We start from the raw sequence: 21255 nt of genomic DNA, 5'->3' as shown, positions 1-21255 counted from the left end.
GTTAACCAACATTGTCGATTTTAGTGCCACAAATTATTGAATTATATCAATAATATTGTGGCGCCTCGAAGCTTGTTTACCTTGTTTTGCGGATCGCCGATCGGGTTGAACTCCTCGGCGATCCGTCATGACGTCAGTTCGAATAGCGCCTGCGATCTAGTTCTGCCGGCGGAGTCGGGCCGACCTTGAACCGCTCGCGGGCATTGGCTTCGGCATCGGGGCGAGCCCCCACACCCAAGGCCTGCATCAGCTCATTGGCGGCAGCCAGGATCTTGTACTCTGCAAAGGTCTCGGCGAAGCGCGCAGTTTCGGCACGCACCTGCACATTATAGCGGGTGTTCTGCGCGTCGAGCACGTCGAGCAGCGAGCGACGACCGACATTGAACTGTTCCCGATAGGAAAGCAGCAAGTCGTCCGAAACCTTGCTCTGCCGGTCAAGTTCGCCGGCCAGTTTGCCCTGGCTGGTCCAGGCGTTCCACGATACGCGGACATCCTCTTCAGCTTCACGGGTCAACTGGTGCAGGCGGAAGCGAACTTCGCTTGCCCGGCGAACCATTTCCTGGACCTTTGCGCGGTTTATGCCGCCGTCAAAGATCAGCCAGCGTGCGACCACCCGGGCTTGCAAGTCATTCGTTTCTCCACGGAAACCGTCAATATCATCGCCGATACGGGCATTGCCCTCCAGCGAGATTGTCGGTCCCAGATCGGCTTTTGCTTTTCCGATAACCGCATGTGCGGCATCCAGATCGGCCTGTGCTTCGCGCACTTTCGGGCTCTGCAGACGAACCTTTTCGATCGCTTCGGGAAGCGACGCGGGCAGGTTTGCGCGCAGCGAAGGCGGCAAGGTCGCGCTATTATCGATATCAAGACCAGTCAGCGTGCGGAAGGCGATGGCGGTATTGACCATGTCCTGCTCGGCTTCGGTCAAGCGCGCCAAAGCCGATTGCAGACGTTCTTCGGCCTGTTGCTGGTCAGCGATGCTGATCGAGCCTTTGGTCACGCCTTCGCGAAGATCACCAACCAGTTTGTTGTGGAAGGCAACATTGTCCTGCGATGCGGCGACAATCCGCTGTTGCAGCAGATAGTCGAGATATTGGCGCGACACCTGCAATGCTATGAACTGCGACCGCTCGTCTACGCGATAGGCAGCACCATCGGTGCGCGACGCCTGCCGCTTCAGTTCGTTGGCGCGATTGCCAGAGTCGAAAATGATCTGCTCGGCACGCAGACCGGCCTCCATCGGATAGAGTTCGTCATTTTCGATCCCAAGCGCCCGGCGGGTCGGGTTTTCGAGGCGGCGGATACCAACCGAACCCTCAACCGTGATGCGGGGCAGGAACAGTCCCTGCGCCTGTTCACGTTCGAATTCGATCGCTTCCTTGTTCATCGCGGCCTGGTTGATTTCGGGGTGGCTTTCAACAGCCACCTCGACCGCGCTTTTCAGGTCAACGCTCTGCGCATATGCCGTGCCCGAAAGGGTGAACAGCAAGGCGGCGGGGGTCGCAAGCATCAGCTTGGCTTTTATGCTCTTTTTCATGATCACACTCCCAATCAATTGCCGCGGTCTTGCGCGAGAACTTCAACACGGCGGTTTGCCGGTTCGCGAACACCATCAGCGGTATCGACTTTCGGCTGGCCTTCGCCCTTGGCGACAACAGTCATGTCCCCACGTGGAACGCCCAGACGCTCAAGCGCAGCGGCGATGTTGTTGGCACGGCGTTGCGACAGCGCGTTGTTATAGGCATCGCTGCCCGATTTATCGGCATGGCCGGTAATGGTCAGCGGGCCCCAGCCGCACTGCGCGCGGTTCTGGGCAATCGCCTGCAAGGTTGTTTCGGCTTCACCGGCCGGAACATCAACATTCCAGTCGAAGAACACTTCGGTCGTACGCGATGCGGTGCAAGCCGGTTGCGGCGCTGGTGGCGGTGGAACATAGGGTGCGGGCGCCGGCGGCGGAGCCGCATTCATGCGCGCATAGAATGCATCGCACTTGTTGATGCTTTCTTCGTCCTTGGTGGAGGATTTGGTATAACCAATGGCGATACCGCACCACACCTTGGTTTCCGATGCCCACAGGAACTTGCTGTCCGTCGATCGGACGACATTGCTATCCTGCGTCATGGTAACAGCAGCATCGTAACGCGATGTGAGTTCCGACCGCAGCTCGGAAACCCCGAGGTCGTTAAGCGGCGAACGCGGGCTGGCCTGGGCATAGGCCGTCCCGCCGGAAAACATGGTTAACGCGATACCTCCTGCGGCTAGAAGCTTATTTTTCATAGTCTTGCTCCCTGTCTGGTCTCGGTAAAATCTGCGTCCGCAGCTCAGCCGTGGTGGCCGGTAGCTGCGGACAATTCCATTTGCGTCGTGGTAATCTGGTCGAACATGTCGTGAGTGTTGTTGAAGCTCGATGCTTCGAACACCGGATTGTCGCCAAAGGTCTGGGCCAAGCCATCACCGAGCAGCGACATTTCGTTCGCCGGACCTGCCAATGCATTGAGCAAGGCATCGACATTGGCACCTTGACCAACTCCGCCTGCAAGCGCGTCCGCGACGACATCCTGCAAGGCGCCTTGCGCGAAGCCTGCATCCTGAAGTGCGATCAGTGCCTGCGATCCCGCATCAACCGCCATGCCCATCGAGCTGCCGTTCGACATGTTGAACATGCCATGGTCGATCTCGGTGGGAGCCAGCAGATTTGAGGCGAGCGCTTCAACGCGGTCGGCACCAAAGCTGTCATTCTGGAAGCTGTCGATATCAGCCATCCGGTCAAAGCTATTGAACTTGATTGCATTGTCGCCAAAGTTCGACGTCAGCGCATCCATGTTGTGCATGCCGGTGAAGAAATCACCCGCCGGCGTAGCTTCGAACGGTGCCGATTGCAGCGAAGCGAAGCCATCTGCGCGCATGTTGCCATCGAAGCTGCCGACTTTTGACAGAACGGCATCAATCGCATCATGTTCAATCGCAACCGCAGCAACCAATCCTGCCGCAACCATCGATCCTGCCATTCCGGCACTGGCCGAAGCCAGGCTGCGCTGGTCGTTTTCGTTGGCTGCAACCTTGCTCTCGACGCCACCCGCCTTGCTTGCGTCGCCGCCGGTTGCAAAGCTTGCGTCGGCAACATCGAAGTTGTCGCCATTGGTTGTGGTGTAGCTTGAAGTGCCATGCACGGTCACATCGCCGTCAGCAGCGCTGTAGGCATTGCCGTCCGATACCAGCTTGATGCTGGCGATCCCGGCATCGGTCAGGCTCTGGAACTCGCCAGCATCGGTCACGCCATTGCTGTTTGCATCCTGCCACACGCCAAACTTGGCGAAGTTGGCATCGTTTGCGTCAAGTACGCCATCCTTGTTGCTGTCGTAGTTTGCAGCGAGACCTTCCAAGTCGGTTAGACCGTTGCCGCCGAATACGATTTCAGAACCATTGTCGACCTGCGCATTTCCGTTGCGGTCAAGGGCGAGTAGGCCGTCGTCCGCGCCGACCCAAGCGGTTGCTCCGTCGCTGCCGTCGCCCAGATAGTCAAATGTAACACCTGCGTTCGCTGACAGGAATTCTGCCCCATCGCCATCCAGATCCAGAACAACCGGTGACGCCGGGGCGGTCAGATTGATCGTGATCGTGCTCGACACGAAATCGCCATCAGCGTCAGTATATTGGATAGGAACGCTGAAGGTAGCGCCCTGTACCTGAAGTACGCTGGTGGATAGAATTCCGAGTTTGAAGGTGTCGGTGCCCGTCAGCGCGTCAACCTGCACCGCCTGGAACGGCGTGGTCGCCGAGACGATCTCATAGTCATAATTGTTGGGCAGATTAAGCACGCGCCATACCCCGCCACCCATGTTGGTTACCGTTACGCCGGCCGCAGTCAGCTGCGCTGTTGTCTGCAAGACACCTGCGGCGTTGTAGATGTTCAGCGTTGTGCCACTAACCGTGGTGTCATTGGTGTCACCATAGAAGACGGTATCACCATCAGCAGGTAGCGCTTGGCCATTGGCATTGTTGACGATCGCGATGGCTTTGACGGTGAAGTCGGCTCGCTGCGGCCCTGACAAGCCGGTAACATCCTGACGGAACGCATTTGCCGAATAATATTCGTTAAAGGTTGCAACCGCAGAGCCGCCAGAGCCCGTTACGGTCACATTAACGAAATCAATCCGGATGACGTCGCCATCGTCAAGCGATTGGCCCGAACCGACACCAATTTCGGACGAGTTGGTGTTGACCGTTGCGCCTGTTTTGGTTGTCAGAACAATATCGTAAGGCGAACTTGGAACGTCAATTGCTTTGGCAGGGACGTTACCGCCGCCGACCGACGAAAGGTTCGTCACTGGCACAAGTACAGCTGTCGAAAGCTGTTGAGCCTGTGTGTATATATATTGCCCGGTCGGACCTGAAGCTGGGTTCAAGTCGATCGAGAATACAAGCGTCCCTGCCCCTGCTGTTGCCGACGTGCGTGCTTCGAGGATCGAGCTGTCTGTCGTCTTCAGGTTATAATAAAGATTCTGGCCGTTATAGGTCAGTGCCGAACCGTTGGTTGCAAGAACCTGCTGCCCACCCGAAACCGTAAAGGTGAGGGCACCCGGGGAATCTGCCCCGATAGCGGGAAGATTGAGTGCCTCGGTATCGGTCGTTCCGCCGACATTCGAACCGGTCGCAGTGCCCGGTGCGGTCGTATACGCAGCGGGCGTATCATCATCAAAAGTGATGTTGAGAACGCCGGTATTGGTCGAGCCATCGGTATCCGCAACGCGATAGGTCAGCGCGACCGATGCTTCGTTTTCGCCGGCCACATTGCTGTGCAGTACATTGTCAACGAGGGTTACCGTGTAAGATCCGTTGCTCGGATTGTTGAGCTGGACCGTGAACAAAGTATCTCCAACGCGGTTGGCATCGGGCGAAACGGTGATGGTGGCTGTCAGCAGGTTTGTGACCGCGTTCCAGCTATATGATACCGTTTCTTGACCTATGGTATTGGTCGTTCCCTGAAGTTGGGCGAAGCTGATTGCCGCGATCGGATTGTCGGTTGCAGTGATATTCAGCGTGCCATTGTAAACGGCTTCGCTTGCACTGGCGGGGACTTCGCCGAGATTTGCGTCAAGATCGCCTGTACCGCCGGCATTGCCACCTGTCAGACCATCGTCGTCCACTGTAGCCGTCACCGGAGCCGTTGATGGCAGGTCGTTATTTTCGACCAGAATGCTGAGTGTTGCCGAAGCCGTGTCGCCGTCACCATCGACGATGGTGTAGTTGAACAGCTCGGTGGTATCGGCAGGAACCGTCTTCGGCGGCGTGTAGCTCCATTGGCCCGTCGCAAAGTCAAAGGTGAACTTGCCACCTGCCTCTGTCGTTGCGGTGAAGCTGGTGGTGCCGTTGATCGTAGCACCTCCACCCGAAACGGTGATCTGCGATGCCCCTCCGGTCAATCCGTTCCAGGTGTAGACTGGATCGGTTCCGGCGGCAGGGATTGCAATCGACAAGATACGGCCACCGTCGGTGCCATAATCATCGTTGATGTCCAGATCGCCGGTGATCGGCGTCGGCGCAAACAGCGCGGTCAGCGTATCGATCAAGTCGTCGAAATTGGCGACCAATATGGGAGCACCTGCACCGTCAACGTCGATTTGCTGCAGATTGCTGTTGTTGATGCCACCACCGACACCGATCGCTGTGACGTTGATGTCGTTGTCGTTAACGAAACTGTTCCAAAGCGGACGAATGGTGTCATTCAACGCCTGACCACTGCTGCCAGTATTCTGGTTGGGATTGCCGTCGCTCAGGAAGAATACCTGATTGTTGGCGGTCTCATCGGCAGCATAGTTGGCCAGCAATGTGGTGATGGCATCGCTGAAATCGGTGCTTGTTCCAATCGCTCCAGGCCGCGTTCCGCCTGTCGCGGGGTTGACCGTGTCGAGATAGGCATTGGCGGCAGCCGCAGACGTAAAGGTCGCACTCGCCATTGCGCCGGTCGCGAACAGCACGAACTTGACTGACACATTGCCGCCTGTCGAACCGAACAACTCGGTTATCGCAGCCTTGACTGCAACCAGTTGCGTGTTCAGTTCGGTGTTATCAATCGATCCTGAGAAGTCGATCACGAATGCGGTATTGAAATCGACAAGGATTTCATTGGTCGTGCCAGACTCACCGGTTGCCGCCGGGCCATCATCTTCGAACTTGAAGAGTTGCGAGATGTCGACGGTATCGTTCGCCGCATCATTGTCGCGGTCGGTGAGTGTGACACCCAGCGACAACACGCCCGAATTCATCAGCGCTTCGCTGCCACCATTTTCATCATGGTTAGTGCTGTCATTATGTTCGACCGCGCGGAACTGGTTGATAGTTGCGGTGCCGTTGGCCGGATCGATGGTGATACGGAAGGATACGGCGCCCGCGGCACTTCCGACGCGACCTTCGACCGTGGTCGAATTGACCGAAACGAGGACGATACCACTATTCGTGACAGCATCGAGCAAGCCAGATGTCGTGTTGTTTACGGTCAATGCATAAACGCGCGAGGCTTCTCCATCGGCACCAGCATTTGCCGTTACCAGGCTGACAATAGAGCCGGTTGCATAACCAATGGCTCCAACCGCGGCCCCGGCCAGCGTTTCGTCATTGTTGACGCGTCCGCCTTCATTCTGGACCGAACCTGTCGTGCCGAGCGATTCATCGAGGATCAAAGTTGTGCCCGATGCCGCAATGTCGATCGCCGGACCATCATCCTTGAAGATCAGCTTGTCGCCGATATTGATCGTCTGCTTGGCCGTATCGCCGTCGAAATCGGTGGCCGTGGCGGTCAGTGTTACCAGATTGGCCGCAGTCAAACCGGTCGACTGGTCTGCGGTCGTATTGGGTGTATGCGCGACGGCGCGAAGCTGGTTGAGTGTGACGCTTCCCGAGCCGTTCACGGTTACTGTGAAGACCAACTGGTTGGTTGTCACAGAATAGCCTTCGACGACACCGCCAACGACCCGCAGGTGAACCGCTTCGCCCGTTGCTGTGTCGACAAGGCCCGATGCCCCGCTGACAGCGCCAAGCGTATATACGGTCGAGCCAGCTCCATCGGCACCATAATTCACCGAGAAATTCGCGACGAAGCTGGCTGAAGCGTCGGTCAGCAGCGTGGTTTCATCGACGGTCAAGGTGGGGACAACACCCGTTGTGCTGACTGTGGGACCATGGTCATCGAAGCGGACATTGCCGCCGAGGTCTATGGTTTCGCTGTCGCTTGCCGTATCCCCGTCATTATCGGTGATCGTCGACGATGCGGTCAGATTGACAAGGCCATTGGCCAGCAACACTGAATGATCGGCAAAGGGCGCTTCCGTTGCGGTCGGATCGGTTCCGATCGGATGGTCAATCTGCTGATATTGGGTCAGCGTTACGACGCCACTGCCATTGACACCGAGCGAGAACACAACCGAAGCGTCGGTCGCGCTCGCAGGTGCGCTGAGCGCAGTCGAACCCACAATCACACCGCCTACATTGTAAAGCTTGATCGCAGTTCCGCCGATCGTCAGTCCCGAATTGGTTCCGGCGGCAACGGCAAGGGTCAAGGCATAGCTCAGCGTCGGGGTCGCGGCCCCGTCGGCACCGCTTGTGGATGTCAGGCCAAAGACGCCGGCAAAATTGGCCGCGCTGGCCGCGCTGTCGCTTGCTCCGCCGATGGTTTCGGCATCCTGCGTTGCGAGTACAACGCCTGCATCGTCACCCTTTGTGACATTGATGGTCGGGCCATCATCCTCAAAGCGGATGATGCTGCCCAGATCGACATTGGCTGTATCGGTATCACCGTCAAAGTCGGTTGCGGTGACGCGAAGGCTGAGTGCACCTGCGGCCAGAGGTGAAGAATCCTCGTCATAGGATGCGCCGCCGGTGGGATGCTCGACCGCAAGGTTTTGCGTAACGGTTACCGCGCCGCTGGTCGGATTGACGCTGACGGTGAAGGCTACCGCGCCGCCAACGCCGCCAACACGGCCTTCGATAACGCCGGGTGCGGCGGTATAGAGCAGGATCGCGGCGTTGGTGGTGGAGAGCAGAAGTCCCGAATTGGCACCTTCGCTGGGCAGAACAAGGCTGTAGGCATAGCTTGTCGGCGCGTCCGCACTGGTGACAGTGTTGGTAAGCGTGAACAGGCTTGCAGCTGTCATGGTGACGGTGCCCAGATTTCCGCCTGCCGGATCGACTTCGCCGCCTGCTGCGACAACGCCATCCGTTTCGTCGATGCGGATCTGCGTTCCGGCCAACGTCAGGGTGATATCAGGACCGTGATCGGCAAAGGCAATATTGCCGCCCAGGTCGATGGTTTCGCTGTCCGATGCGGTATCACCGTCATTGTCGGTGATGGTCGACGACGCTGTAAGCGTGATCTTGCCATTCGCCAGAACCGCAACATGATCGTCAAACGGTGCGGCGGTACCGCTTGGGTCCGAAGCCGCCGGATGGTCGATCTGCTGATATTGGGTCAGCGTAACAACGCCGGCACCATCCACCGAAACGGCGAAGGCGACCGACGCATCGGTTGCGCTGGCAGGTGCCGTGCCCGAGGTCGAGCCAACAACGACATTGCCAATCTTGTACAGATTGATCGCCGCACCATTGCTGGTGAGGCCTGAAACGCCATTGGCGACGTTCAGGGCGAATGCCAGGCTGGGCGCGGCTGCACCATCGGCACCGCCATTCGATGTCAAACCGAATACGCCGCCAAAGTTACCTGAGCTTGAGCTGGTATCGCTGTTGGCGCCGATCGTATCGGCATCCTGCGTGACCAACACGACATTGGCATCGCTGCCGACGTTCACATTGAGCGACGGGCCATCGTCCTTGAAGGTTATGCGATCGCCAATACCCAAGGTTTCACTGTCAGTGTCACCGTCAAAGTCGGTGATTGTGATCGTCGCATTGATCAGACCTGAAAGCGTCAGCGCATCATCATGCGCTGCACCAGGTGCGCCATCGACCAGATGCTCGAGCGGAACGAATTGCGTTACTGTCAGCGTGCCATTGGCATTGATGGTCGCGGTGAAGGCTGTCTTCACTGCGCCGTCATTATAGCTGCCGGTAACGGTCTTGCCGTCGGGCGAGAGCGACAGGCTGATCGCATGATTGCCTATTGCGGTCTGCAGCGTGGTGACGCCGCCACCAACGATTGACAAGGCGTAAGTGGTTGCATTGGCCGCTGCGGCACCGTCTGCTCCAAAGGCGGCGGTAGCTGTCACGATGGCTGCAGCCGATGTCTGGCTGATGCCTGCAACGCCAAAGCCTGCCGGCGAACCGGCTGTGGTTTCATCCAATGTAACCGAGCTGTTGCCCGAGGCGTTGGTCAGAACCGGGCCGTCATCGGCAAAGCTTATGTTCGCACCGATATTCACTGTCTCGCTGTCGCTGGCGGTATCGCCATCACCATCGGTGATGGTCGACGACGCGGTCAGTGTGATCGCGCTGTCGAGCAATGTTGCAAACTGGTCGTCATAAGGACCATTGGCTTCACCCGGAAGCGCATGGTCGATCTGGCTATACTGGGTCAGCGTCACCACACCGGTACCGCTGACAGCAACCGAGAAGACCACCGATGCAGCTGTTGCGCTGGCAGGTGCTGTCGCAGAGGTCGAGCCGACAATGACATTGCCAATCTTGAACAGGTTGATCGCCACGCCATGGCTCGTGAGGCCCGATGCACCACCCGCCGTATTCAGCGTGTAGGCCAGCGATGGTGCAACCGCACCATCGGCACCAGCGGTCGAGGTCAGGCCAAACACACCGCCAAAATTGGCAGCACTGGTCGCCACATCTTCCGCCGTCGGAACACCATCGGTTTCCGCATCCTGCGTAACCAGCGATACGCCAGCATCTTCACCCTTGGTGACATCCAGCGAGGGGACATCGTCGACCACTGTTACGTTGAACGATCCGGTGGCGGTGTCGGTTTCGCTGTCGGTAACCTCGAAAGTAACGCCGTTCAAAGCGACCGAATCTTCGCTGCCGCTCGCGACATGCTTGACGGGTTGCGAAAGCGTGGTCGAATAGCTGTATGTCACATCGCCCGGATTGGGGCCAAGCACAGCGCCGGAAACTTCAATCCGGATGACTTCGGCACCGCCACTGCGTCCGACAAGCGCACCACTTTCAAGCGCGAATACAACGTCGACGCCGTCGAGCGTTTTCAGCTGGCCATCAAGCGCGCCGGTATCCACCAGCTTGATCGATGCAAGAAGGTTCGCAGGAACGTCGGCACCAAAATTGACCACGGCCGTACCAGAGGCGGTCGCGCTTTCGGTCGAATCTGTTTCGCTCGGGCTCGCTTGCAGCGGCGCTGCATCGACATTGGCATTCAGCAGGCCGTCTTCATCGACAGTCAGATTAGAGATGCGAAGGATGTTCGGAATCGAATCCTTCAGCAGGTCAAGCGTAACGGTTGTAGTTGAGGTGTCGCCATCCGAATCGGTGATGGTGTAGGTAAAGCTGTCCGCGCCTTCAGCACCTGCATTCGGTGTATAGGTGAAGGTGCCGTCAGCATTATAGACCACGCTGCCTTTGGCAGGACCAGTTGCAACAACTACTCCGGTCGACAGATTGACGCCATCGGCACCCTTCACATCATTGGCAAGCGCATCAAATGTCAGCGCCGTCTGTTCGGCTACCGAATAGGTACCATCGGGATTGGCGGTCGGCACGTCGTCAACAATGCGCACTTCGACCTGGTCGGTATCAGTCGATCCGTCAGTGTCGGTTACTGCCACGTCGAACAATTCGGTCAGGAAATTCTGACCACCCGCATTGGCATGGGCGGTGTTGTCGGTGAGTACATAGCTGTAGCCGATGGTAATAGCGGTCGCGTTGCCATCGACCGGGGCCGAGATTGAGGTGATCGTGAAGGTGCCATATGCAGTCGCAAAGGACTGGCCGACAAAAGTTTCAGTACCTTCGATCTTGATCGAGGCAATACCGTCAAGGCCATTGACGGTGAAGCTGCCCGTCTGCGTGAGCGAATCCGGAGTGGTGTCCGATCCGGCAGGCTCGAGGCCACGCACGGGCAGATCGTCTTCGTCGACAACCAGGTCGGGGCCTTCGACGTTCAAGCCGTTGATCGTGATGCGATCGTCCGAACCGTCAATCCTGATCTCGATTGTCGTGGTCGACGGATCACCGTCGCCATCTGTGATCGTGTAGGTGAATGTTTCGGTTAGGCTATCGTCTCCGTCGAGGCCTTGTATCCGAGGATCTTCATTGTTCAGCTTATAGGTGTAGGTACCGTCGGATTCGATAACCAAGGTTCCATAAGTGCCGGCGACATCGCCGCCAACATTACCTGCAACCGGGCCTGCGACTGTCCCAAAGACAACGCCAGTGACGCTGGCTCCATCGGCACCGCGTGTATCTGCCACGCCATCGGTTGCATTGGCATCCGCCACATTCGCACCGCTGATGACATTGCCGTCGGCGACGGTCGGGCCATCTTCCTTGACGCTGTCAGCGTCGGCGCGGGCCGTCGGCACATCGTCAACAATATCGATTACCAGTGTTCCGGGGGTGTTGTCGCCATCCTGATCGGTGACCACCACTGCGAAATCATCAAAAGTCGCGTCGCCCGAGGTGTTGGTGGTGAGTTCATATTCATAACCGATCGTGCCAGCAGCGATGCTGGTGATGGTCAGGGTGCCAAAGCTGCCCGTAAAAGTCTGGCCAACAGCCGTTACCGCAACACCATCAATGGTTACCGTCGCCGGGCCATCAGGTGCGGTGTAAGCGATCGTTCCAGCCGTCAGTTCGCTGTCAGCTGCAGCATCAGAACCGGCAGGCAGGCCTGCCTCTTGCACTTGCGTGCCGGCCTCGCCCTCGGTTGGAAGGTCAAGCGTGGTCCGGCTGTCGCCAATGTCGATGGTCAGCGTCGCGGTCGAGGGATCGCCGTCGCCATCGGTGATGGTGTAGGAAAAGACGTCCGAAACGCCACCTGGCGTACCCGGATTCCGGGCGTAGCTATAGCTGCCGTCGGCGTTAAGTGTCAGGACGCCATATTGGCCATTGGTGGTGCCATCAACCGCACCTGCACCGCCAAAGCCACTGATTGCGGTGACGGTTACGCCGTCAGCTCCGGGCGTGTCAGCGCCGCCATCGCCTTCGGCGTCGGTGATGACATTACCTGTAGCCGGGCCATATTCGCCCGCTGCGATGCTGTCGGCATCCTTGATTGCGGTGGGCACGTCATCGTGAATGCCGATAACCAGATTATCATTGGCACTGTCGCCGTCGCTGTCAGTCACCACGACATTGAAGCTGTCTGTAGTGCCTTCGCCTGCGGTATTGTCGGTCAGTGTGTAGCTATAGCTGTACGCACCTGCCGAGACGGTGACAGTCAATGTGCCATGGGCACCGGTGACGGTGCCACCTGCAGTGACATTGACACCGTTGATGACCAGCGATTGCAGCGTATCGTCGCCGGTTGAAACAGCGATAGTGCCGCTGGTGGTTTCGCTGTCGGCAGGTTCGTTCGAACCTGCTGGTTCGCCGTCGCGCGCGGGAAGGCCGGCTTCATCGACGAAATTTTCACCGCTGACATCGACGCGCGGTTCCGAGTCTTTCAGCAGCGTGATGGTAACAGTCGCGGTCGACGGATCGCCATCACCGTCGGTGATGGTGTATTGGAAGGTGACTGTGCCTTCTTCGCCGGGTGCCGGCGTGTAGGTGAAAGTGCCGTCTCCATTATAGGCAAGCGAACCTGCCCCACTGAGCGATTCCGCTACCACAGCGACGCCAGAGGTAAGATTAACGCTGTCAGCGCCGGGCGTGTCATTTCCAAAAACATTGACAGTAACCGAAGCATTTTCAGCTTCTTGTGAAGCACTGTCGTCGCGCGCAATCGGAGCATCATCAATGATGTTGATGTTCAAATCGTCGCTGGCAGTATCTCCATCGAGATCGGTGACGACGATCGGGAATGTTACTGTGCTGCCCGAAGTGTTCAGCGTGTTGTCGTTCAATGTGTAGGTGTAGGTAATGCTGCCGTTGCCGGTCGCCGGATCATAGCTGTAAGCGGTGATGACCAGTGTGCCGGTTGCGTCTGAAACTACCTGCTGAGGTAGTGAACCCGGCGTAATTGTTACGCCCGCTACGGTTACGCTGCCAACGCCATCGGGCGAGTTGAAAGTGATCGTTCCGCTGGTGGTCTCGCTATTGCCATCAAACTGTGACCCCGAAGGCTCGCCTTCGCGCGACGGGAGATGCGGCTCTCGTACCTGCGTACCGTCTCCGATTTCCGGAACAAATACGATCCGGTTGGGCGCATCGCCGATATTGATGGTCAAGGTGGCGGTCGAAGTGTCGCCGTCGCTGTCGGTCAGGCGATAGCTGAAGACATCGCTCACGCCGCCCGGAGTGTTGGTATTGCGGACGTAGGTGTAGCTGCCGTTAGCACCAATTGTCAGCGTGCCGTATTGGCCGTTGATCGTGGAGCCAACTGCCGCGAAAGCACCTTCCGTTCCGGCACGAAAGCCTGAAACGGCGGCGCCATCGGCACCTTGGGTGTCTGCGCCGGCAGCTCCGCTTGTGGTGCCCGATCCTGAAACGACATTGCCCGTTTCGGGACCATAAGTGCCCCCGGCTACGCTATCGGTGTCATTGCGGGCCGTGGGTACGTCATCAGTGATGACGATAGTGAGGCGCGCAGTTGAAGAATCGCCGTCAGGATCGGTCAAAACGACAGTGAAAACGTCAGTTGTGGAATCACCCGACGTATTGTCGCTAAGGCGATAGGTGTAAGGGATCTGGCCACCCTCTAGCGCGCCCAGCGTCAGTACGCCGGTAGACGTTGTAATTTGCTGGCCAGCGCCGGTGTAAACAACACCATTGATGGTGATTGATGCGATGCCATCGGGCGACGTGACAATGATCGTGCCCGTGGTCGAATCCGATCCATTGCCGGTCGACGAACCTGGCGACTCGGTGTTGCCGTTCGGGCGCGTACCGGGCAGGCCGACTTCGCTCACATTGTCGGTGACATCCTTGCCAGCCGGGCCGCCATCCTGAATGTTCACATCCGGATCGCGATCAATGAGGCCGGGAACCAGTTCGCGTTGCTCTGGTTCAGGGAAAGCCAGCTCGGTCGGGGGCAAGAGATCGCCCAGTCCGAACGGATCACCGATATCGCCGGGTGTTTGCGAGAAATTACCGCCAGAGCTTTGCGGCGGACCAGCTGCGGGTTGAGGCTCCTGGCCAATCAGCAACGCTGCAAGGTTGACCGGCGGAACAGCGACGCCATCGACAACAAACTGCGGAACAAACACTGCACCATCCGGAACGACAACTTCGCTGCCGTCCGGCATGCGGATGACCAGATCACGACCGACAACGCGGATATTATCCAGTGACACACCCGAGGGGAGAACAAGCTGGCCGTCCTGCCCGGGGACTAACGCGGCTGCCTGCAAGGCAAATTGCGCGTAGGCCGATGCGGCTGCGGCCACTGATGCTGCAGCGGTACCGTCCATGCCTTCGGTTGGAAGGATCGGGGTGATGTTGCTGGTGTTGGCGTCCATGGTGTTGTCCTAGTTTGCCAAAATAGCCCCACGGACGGCGAATGCCCGTGCAGCGCAGGTTGGTTGATTGGAAATGAGAGTCGAATTTAGCGGATAGAGTCGTATCGATGCACCGAATCGCGGTGCCTCAAATGAACAAAGGACCAATTGGTCTTGCATCTTTAACTCTGCCTCCCGTTGCAGCCTCACAAGCACCGATTCCCAATTGGTTCGGGCAGTTTCAGCTGTTCAGTTTGGCGACCCCGCGAATCCTGTTTTTCGATTCGTTAACAACAGGGTAAGCATGTTTGACGAGATCTCGGCAAGAAATATCGATTCTGTTTACCATTTATTAAATTTGGCATGCCGAACGATATAGTCCAAAATGCATATATCGTTTGATGTCGGGTTCCCGCTATGCTGGTCAGGGCAAAACGGCGACGGGGCGTTGATCTATGAACCAGCTATTCCGGTTCCTTCTATGGGCGCCTTCGTTGGCAAGGTTGCTGCTGGCGCTTGCGGTGATGGCTGCGCAATTCGGCAAGGATGGGTCGCTGGTTCATCCAGCCGCGCTGCTGATTCTTGTATGGGCTGCCATTTCGATTGGGCTGGTTCTTGTTGTGCAAGTGGCCAGCACCCGGGCATTGCGCATTTCGATAGCGGTCGATGTTGCTGCAGCTGCACTTGCCGTCCTGTCAGCGCCCTCGACTTTGGTTCAGGCACTCGCTTTGCTTGCAACCTCATGCCAGCTTTTGTTTCGTTCCGGGTTTCCGACCTATTATCTCGCCACCCTGGTGGCCCCACTTATTCTGGCTCCCGTCGCGGCGGGCCTGTTGGGTGCTTCGCACGGCGCATCTGAGAGCCCTTCCTTGTCGATTCTGAACCAGTTCCTCTTTGCGATAGCCATCCTCAACGCCGGTGCCGCGATTGCGCTTTCTGCGGTGCGGGGGGATCAGATTCGGCAGTTCCGGGATCAGGCCGTGTCGATCCGCATGCTGAGGCTCGAACGTTCGCTGGAATTCGATCTGCAGCGTCTGGTTGAAGCGCTCGCGTCGCTTTTCGGACCTAACCGTGCATTCTGCATGATTGGCGAATTTTCACAGCATTCCGTGCCTCGAAAGTTCGAACAGGGCACGGCTGTCCAATTGAGCGAACACGAAATGCGGAAGCTGATCGGCCTGGGAGATGAGCTGGGGCAATCCGAAATCGTTCTGGATAACGTTTCGCAGCAGGTTTTCGCGCTTTCCGCCAATTCGCACAAGGTTGAGGACTTGCCGGAGCTGGCTCAGGGCATTGCCACTAGTCTGGCGCGCGAAGGCTTGGGACGCTGCATCGTCAAATGGGTGAAAATCGGAAGAGCACATGGGGTCTTGGTTTGCGCAGTAGCGACAATAGATTCGATCAAGGTCCACGAAGCCCGCGTAATTTGCGAAGCGCTGGATGAGCTGTTTCCTCTTTTGGATAGCGTGTCCGAGGTAGAGCGCCATTTCATCGCCGACGCGCACGACGTCGCCCGTCGTGATTTGCATGACGGCGTTCTGCAAACACTGGCTGCCGTGCGTATGCGCCTGTTGACCACGGCGCGGCGCCCGGACCTGAAAGATCACGCGGTACAAACCGAGGTTCAGAAAATTGCGGACATACTGACTTTGGAACAGGCCCGGCTGCGCGGCCTTCTCGAAACCAGCGAAAATGAAGACCATGGCATCAATCTGGTCACTACACTTGATGTCGCCCTGCGTGCAATTTCGATGCAGTGGGAAATCGATGCGCGGCTGGAATCGGAAGAGCCCGCTATTCCCATCGACAAAGAGTCAGCCATCAACATCGAGCACCTTGTCAGGGAGGCAGTTGCCAACGCTGTGCGTCATGCCAACAGCACACAGTTGACAGTAAGGCTTTCGTTACATCAGAATGCATTACAGATCGCGATTATCGATCGCGCCGACAAGTCGGCAGGGGGCGGGGCTAAAAGGGGTGGAGAATCAATGCCTTTAAAATCAGCTTCGTTGCTGCAGCGGCTTCGACTCGTAAACGGTTTTGCCTATGCCGAAGGTCTGGACAAAAGCGCAATTCTCGCCGTTACCATCCCAATGCAGAGGATCGACAATGCATAATGTCCTGATTGTAGACGATCACCCCTTCTTTCTGCATGGCTTCAGCCAATATGTGGAGGGCAGTGGCAATTTCTCCATCACTACGGCGCTGTCTGTCGACGAAGCTATTGAAAAAATAGATGAAACTGAACCAGACCTAGCCATGCTCGACGTGACGATGCATGGCGGGGGCGGGCTTAAAGTCCTACGCCATATTCGCCGCCATCATCCAACTGTCCCGTCCATGTTCCTGACCGTGCATGTTGACCCCGAACAAACGATCGAAGCAATGCGTCTGGGTATTTCGGGTATCGCCTTGAAAGACGCCGATCCGGAAACGATAGTCGAAGCTATGGAAACTGTACTGGCCGGAGGGAAATGGTTTGATACCAATGTGACCGAGCCTGCATTGCGCTTCTCGATAAACAAGCCAAGTCGAACACTGCGCTCGAACGATCTGCTGACCAAGCGCGAGGCAGAGATTGTGGAACTGGTCTGTCAGGGCCTTCGCAACCGGGATATTGCCGCGCGCTGCGATCTGGCTGAGGGTACAGTAAAAATCCACCTCAACAGCATATTCCGTAAATTGGGTGTGACGTCTCGTTCCGAATTGATTGTTCAACAGGGCGGCATGAAAGCGGCGCAAGCAGGCGCGATTGCTGCCGACACCGAGCATTAAATTTTGCCTTGAAGCGAAATGGGGATGTGGATTGTTTCAATCCAGCAACACCATCCATGCATATGGATGGTGACCCCTACGGTTGTATAACTTAAATCTCAAGCAGTTTCAGGGCGTCCCTAAGTCCCTTGTAAAATCAAGGATTTCACTTGTATAGTGTTCGCGGTCGGTCGCCCCGATTTGCCTGAATTCCCATCAAAGTGTGGGAACGAATGTGGGAACGCATTAGGCAGGAATCGAACCGATGGCGCTGACAATATTGAAAGTGAAGAACGCGAAGCCGGGTCGCCATTGCGATGGCCGGGGGCTTTGCTTGGTGGTCAAGGATAGCGGGGCGCGGACTTGGGTGCTGCGGATGCAGCAATCTGGCAAGCGACGCGACTATGGCTTGGGTTCGGCAACCGAGGTTTCGCTTGCCGATGCGCGCAATGCGGCTGCGGCCTTGCGGCGGCAGGTGCGTGAGGGTTGCGATCCTGTTGCCGAACGGCGGATGGCGCGCAAAGTCATCCCGAGCTTCGAGGCGGTGGCGCGCGAATGCTACGACTCTTTGAAAGCAGGTTGGAAGAACCGGCGGCAGACCAGTTGGATTTCCAGCTTCGAGAACCATGTCTTCCCGATCATTGGGGCGCGCGCCGTGAATGCCGTGGACAGCGTTGCGGTCGTTGAGGTGCTTACGCCCATCTGGCTTGAAGTTCCTGACACTGCGCGGCGCATCCTACAGCGCATCGGCGCTGTGCTGGACTTCGCACATATCAAGGGGTGGCTGCCGGATGAGGTTTCGTTGCGTTCCGTGCGCAAAGGGCTTCCCCGACAGCTTGAGAAGGCGGGGCATCTTGCCGCCATGCCTTATTCGGAGGTTCCGGCGCTCGTGGCGAAGCTGGCAGCCGCAGCGCCGACCACGGGCCGCGATGCACTGCGCTTCACCATCTACAACGCCGTCCGCTCGAACGAGACGCGTTTTGCGGTCTGGACGGAGTTCGATTTGGATAAAGGCGTCTGGACCATCCCCGGCGAGCGCATGAAGGCGCGCGAGACCCATATCGTGCCGCTGTCAGCGCCCGCAGTCGCCTTGCTGCGAGGGCGCTGGCATGCGCGCACGAGCGACACCGGATTGGTATTCAGCAACAATGGCGAAACACCGATCAGCGATATGACGATGACCAAGCTATTGCGCGACGACGGCATCGCGGGCGTTACCGTCCACGGCTTCCGCTCCGCCTTCACCGATTGGGCGGCGGAGATGACCGACTTTCCCAAGGAGGTCGCCGATAAGGCGCTGGCGCATAAGCTGCCCAACAAAGTTGAAGCAGCCTACCGACGGACGGACTTTTTCGAGAAACGGCGCAAGTTGATGGCGCTATGGGCGCTGTATCTGGACGACACCGCTATTCCGCTACCCGCTGCCGCTTGATGAGCTCGCGCAAGCTGGCGGTGGTGACGCGCGTCGATTTTCCGAGCTTCACTGTCTCGACCTCGTTGGCCGCAATCAACTCATAGAGCTTGGTGCGGCCAACGCCGATCATGCGGGCGGCGTCGTTGATCCTGACGCAGATCGGCTCGCTCACAGCCTTGCACTTTCGTTGCGATAGCCGACCGGATCGTCGATCCAGCAATTGATGGCCGATTCCCGCCAGCCCGCGCCGTGGATGCTGATCCGCACCTGACACGGGAAAGTGCCTTCCTTGATCTTGCGATACATCGTCGAGCGGGAGAGGCCGGTTCGGGCCAGAACGGTCTTGAGGCGGATAATCTTTTCGGAGTTTGACATGGGACGCTCTTTCATTCGGTGACAGTCATTGGCTCCCCATGAGATGAAGATTGGCCGAAGCAATTGACCGCGCAAGGGCGTTTCCGACGAATGCAAGCGCAGGCGCGCAAAGAGTTGCATCGCGCAATGACGGCTTGCGGACGGCTAGAGACGGCAGCGGCGGGCATTGGAGGGACAAGGTTGGGCAAGGCGCGGCGGAAAGAATTTCGACTGTCGGAAGCGGATTCCCAAGGCTGATCGCATCCGCCGATGCTTTCGACGCAAATTTGCGCCGGGTGTGGCCGGATTTAACGTCTGAGTCGGCGGTTTCTGCGATGCGACCGCCACATGCCGATTCGCTTGTAATTCGCGCGCGACCTCTAGCTCCGTGACAGATCAAAGTAGCGACACCTGTTGCGCTGCCCTTTGGGCGACCCGCTCTATCCGCTGGCGCGGACCGGGCCGGTAGTCCCGGCCCACTCGGGTTGCGATCGGGAGCAGGGATAGTGAGCGGGAAGGTTCAAGGACGCGCTCTGTCCCGCGCCTTTGGCGCTCCTGAGGGCGCGGCATTTTTGCGCTGACCCGCTGGCACTCTTGCCTCTCTCCTTGCCGGATGGGCGCTGGCGCACAGGCCCGCGCGCACACCATCCGGCGGCGTCGCGCCGCCCACAAGGGTGCCGTTCCTGCGCCGCGTTGCGGCTGGGGGGAGGCTAACCGCCTCCGTTTTCCCGATTTGAGGGAATGCCAAGGGCTTTGCCCTCTCGTTCCCAAACCGGAATAGACGCCCCCGTGTGGCGGTCGCTGCGCGCCCGCTGCCCCGCCAGGGCGTCGATTCCCGTTTTCCCTCCCCCTCCCGTCCTCGCCGGAAGGCAGAGCCGGATGTCGCTGGCAAGCGGCTTTCAGCTGGAAGGAAGGGACAATGACCGATTTGCTTTTGATGTATCGGGCTTGCTGGGCGGAGTGCCGGGACGACTATCTGCGTCAGGTCGCGCATGAGAATGGCTTGCCCATCGAGTGCGTCCGCACGATTGCCGCACACCTTGGCGAACGTGAGGATTTTGGGGCGCTAGTTCTGATTTGCGAGACGCATCGGAGCCGGTCGTACTGACTGCCATCAATCAGGCGTGCAAACTCTCCGCATCGCCGCACGGCTCGCTTTCGGTCTGGATCGTCGCATGGTGGATAGCGAAGCGGGCTTCGAGCATTTCGGTTAGTGCCTTGCGGACGGCCTCGGCGTCGCGACCTTCGGCCACCGCGACATGCGCGGTCAGGCTGGCATCGTCGCCCGCGACCGACCATAGATGGAGGTCGTGAACGCCGGTTACGCCCGCCACTTCGCCCATCGCGCCGCGGATCGCCTTCAAGTCGAAGCCGCGCGGCACGCCTTGGAGCAAAATATGGGTGGTATCGCTCAAAAGCTTCCATGTGCGCGGCAGCACCCACAGGCCAATGGCGATGGCGACCACCGGGTCGATCCAGTCGAGTTTGGTGAAATAGATCGCGATGGCAGCCGCAATCACGCCCAGCGAGCCGAGCATGTCGGCCCAAACTTCGAGATAGGCCCCTTTGACGTTGAGGCTGTCTTCCTTGCCGCCAGCAAGGATGCGCATCGAGATCAGATTCACGATCAAGCCGACGCTGGCGACGATCAGCATCCCCACCGACTCAACCGGCCTCGGTTCGAAGAACCTGCCAATGCCCTCGATCAGCACATAACCCGCGACCACGAACAGCAGGATGGCGTTGAACGCAGCGGCAAGGATTTCAAAGCGGCGGTAGCCAAAGGTGCGCTGGTCGTCGGGCGGGCGCTGGCCGATTTTGACTGCTGCCAACGCAATCGCGAGCACGGCGCTGTCGGTGAACATGTGCGCGGCGTCGGACAGCAGCGCGAGGCTGCCGAACACGAACGCGCCGACCAGTTCCGCGACGAGAAACGTCGTGGTCAGCCCAAGCGCGATGGCAAGCCGCTTTGTGCTGGCCCCCGCGCCGTGGTTATGCCCGGCGTGACCACCGCCACCATGATCGTGTTCTGCGCCCATCGTTCAATCCTTCCTATGCCGGTAGTTCACCGCCGAACTTGTCAACGTCATCATATTCGCCTGTCTCGTGGTGCTTGTGCTGGCCCTTGAGCAGCAATTGGCTGATCGCGGGCAGCACGAAGAGGGTCAGGATCGTCGAGGTAATCAGCCCGCCGATGACGACGATGGCGAGCGGCTTTTGCAC

The 21255-nt window shown here is 58.2% G+C and carries 11 protein-coding genes; 4 read left to right on the top strand and 7 right to left on the bottom strand.

Annotated elements, in window-relative coordinates; all coding sequences use genetic code 11:
- Positions 1-133: 133 nt before the first annotated feature.
- The 3 genes from PKC81_RS01165 to PKC81_RS01155 are packed head-to-tail and all read right to left on the bottom strand — an operon-like array spanning position 134 to position 14531.
- Positions 134-1537, bottom strand: coding sequence for a TolC family protein (locus PKC81_RS01165; RefSeq protein ID WP_324332788.1), 1404 nt, complete (start codon positions 1535-1537; stop codon positions 134-136).
- A gap of 14 nt (positions 1538-1551) precedes the next feature.
- Entirely contained in the window at positions 1552-2277 is a 726-nt protein-coding gene (locus PKC81_RS01160; RefSeq protein WP_324332786.1) for an OmpA family protein, read from the bottom strand.
- A 44-nt stretch (positions 2278-2321) separates the two neighbouring features.
- Positions 2322-14531 (bottom strand): DUF5801 repeats-in-toxin domain-containing protein, encoded by a 12210-nt coding sequence (locus PKC81_RS01155; protein WP_324332785.1) that lies wholly within the window; start codon positions 14529-14531, stop codon positions 2322-2324.
- 689 nt (positions 14532-15220) lie between these two features.
- Between PKC81_RS01155 and PKC81_RS01150 the strand changes: the two genes are divergently transcribed.
- The 3 genes from PKC81_RS01150 to PKC81_RS01140 all read left to right on the top strand — a co-directional run bounded on the left by PKC81_RS01150 (position 15221) and on the right by PKC81_RS01140 (position 18696).
- The gene (locus PKC81_RS01150) at positions 15221-16627 is read left to right on the top strand and encodes a histidine kinase (RefSeq protein WP_324332784.1); all 1407 of its coding nucleotides are present in this window, start codon (positions 15221-15223) and stop codon (positions 16625-16627) included.
- On the top strand, positions 16620-17285 hold the full coding sequence (locus PKC81_RS01145; RefSeq protein WP_324332783.1) for a response regulator transcription factor: 666 nt from the start codon (positions 16620-16622) through the stop codon (positions 17283-17285). Before PKC81_RS01150 ends, PKC81_RS01145 begins: the two co-directional genes overlap by 8 nt.
- A gap of 244 nt (positions 17286-17529) precedes the next feature.
- Positions 17530-18696 carry a site-specific integrase gene (locus PKC81_RS01140; RefSeq protein WP_298604819.1) on the top strand — a complete coding sequence of 389 codons (1167 nt, stop codon included), beginning with the start codon at positions 17530-17532 and terminating at the stop codon, positions 18694-18696.
- Here PKC81_RS01140 and PKC81_RS01135 read toward each other — a convergent pair.
- Both PKC81_RS01135 and PKC81_RS01130 read right to left on the bottom strand, forming a co-directional pair.
- Positions 18671-18808, bottom strand: coding sequence for a hypothetical protein (locus PKC81_RS01135; protein ID WP_298604834.1), 138 nt, complete (start codon positions 18806-18808; stop codon positions 18671-18673). The genes PKC81_RS01140 and PKC81_RS01135 overlap by 26 nt on opposite strands.
- Positions 18809-18846: 38 nt before the next feature.
- Positions 18847-19053, bottom strand: coding sequence for an AlpA family phage regulatory protein (locus tag PKC81_RS01130; protein ID WP_298604818.1), 207 nt, complete (start codon positions 19051-19053; stop codon positions 18847-18849).
- Positions 19054-19951: 898 nt separating this feature from the next.
- Here PKC81_RS01130 and PKC81_RS01125 point away from each other — a divergent pair.
- Complete coding sequence (locus tag PKC81_RS01125) at positions 19952-20140, top strand: hypothetical protein (protein ID WP_298604816.1); 189 nt, start codon at positions 19952-19954, stop codon at positions 20138-20140.
- 10 nt (positions 20141-20150) lie between these two features.
- On the opposite strand, the gene PKC81_RS01120 is transcribed toward PKC81_RS01125, so the two are convergent.
- Together PKC81_RS01120 and PKC81_RS01115 are read right to left on the bottom strand one after the other, a co-directional pair.
- A complete protein-coding gene (locus tag PKC81_RS01120; protein ID WP_324332780.1) occupies positions 20151-21071 on the bottom strand; it encodes a cation diffusion facilitator family transporter in 921 nt (306 codons plus the stop codon).
- A 13-nt stretch (positions 21072-21084) separates the two neighbouring features.
- Positions 21085-21255, bottom strand: coding sequence for an efflux RND transporter permease subunit (locus PKC81_RS01115; protein ID WP_324332862.1), 171 nt, complete (start codon positions 21253-21255; stop codon positions 21085-21087).

This window comes from Sphingorhabdus sp., from assembly GCF_035329025.1.
Lineage (GTDB): Bacteria > Pseudomonadota > Alphaproteobacteria > Sphingomonadales > Sphingomonadaceae > Sphingorhabdus_B.
Note: the sequence above shows the minus strand (reverse complement) of the source record. Positions and strands in the feature narration are given on the sequence as shown.

Coding starts and splice junctions, on each gene's coding strand:
- PKC81_RS01140 (WP_298604819.1), top strand. CDS start 17,530: ATGGCGCTGACAATATTGAAAGTGAAGAACGCGAAGCCGGGTCGCCAT.
- PKC81_RS01135 (WP_298604834.1), bottom strand. CDS start 18,808: ATGATCGGCGTTGGCCGCACCAAGCTCTATGAGTTGATTGCGGCCAAC.
- PKC81_RS01165 (WP_324332788.1), bottom strand. CDS start 1,537: ATGAAAAAGAGCATAAAAGCCAAGCTGATGCTTGCGACCCCCGCCGCC.
- PKC81_RS01155 (WP_324332785.1), bottom strand. CDS start 14,531: ATGGACGCCAACACCAGCAACATCACCCCGATCCTTCCAACCGAAGGC.
- PKC81_RS01145 (WP_324332783.1), top strand. CDS start 16,620: ATGCATAATGTCCTGATTGTAGACGATCACCCCTTCTTTCTGCATGGC.
- PKC81_RS01125 (WP_298604816.1), top strand. CDS start 19,952: ATGACCGATTTGCTTTTGATGTATCGGGCTTGCTGGGCGGAGTGCCGG.
- PKC81_RS01130 (WP_298604818.1), bottom strand. CDS start 19,053: ATGTCAAACTCCGAAAAGATTATCCGCCTCAAGACCGTTCTGGCCCGA.
- PKC81_RS01120 (WP_324332780.1), bottom strand. CDS start 21,071: ATGGGCGCAGAACACGATCATGGTGGCGGTGGTCACGCCGGGCATAAC.
- PKC81_RS01160 (WP_324332786.1), bottom strand. CDS start 2,277: ATGAAAAATAAGCTTCTAGCCGCAGGAGGTATCGCGTTAACCATGTTT.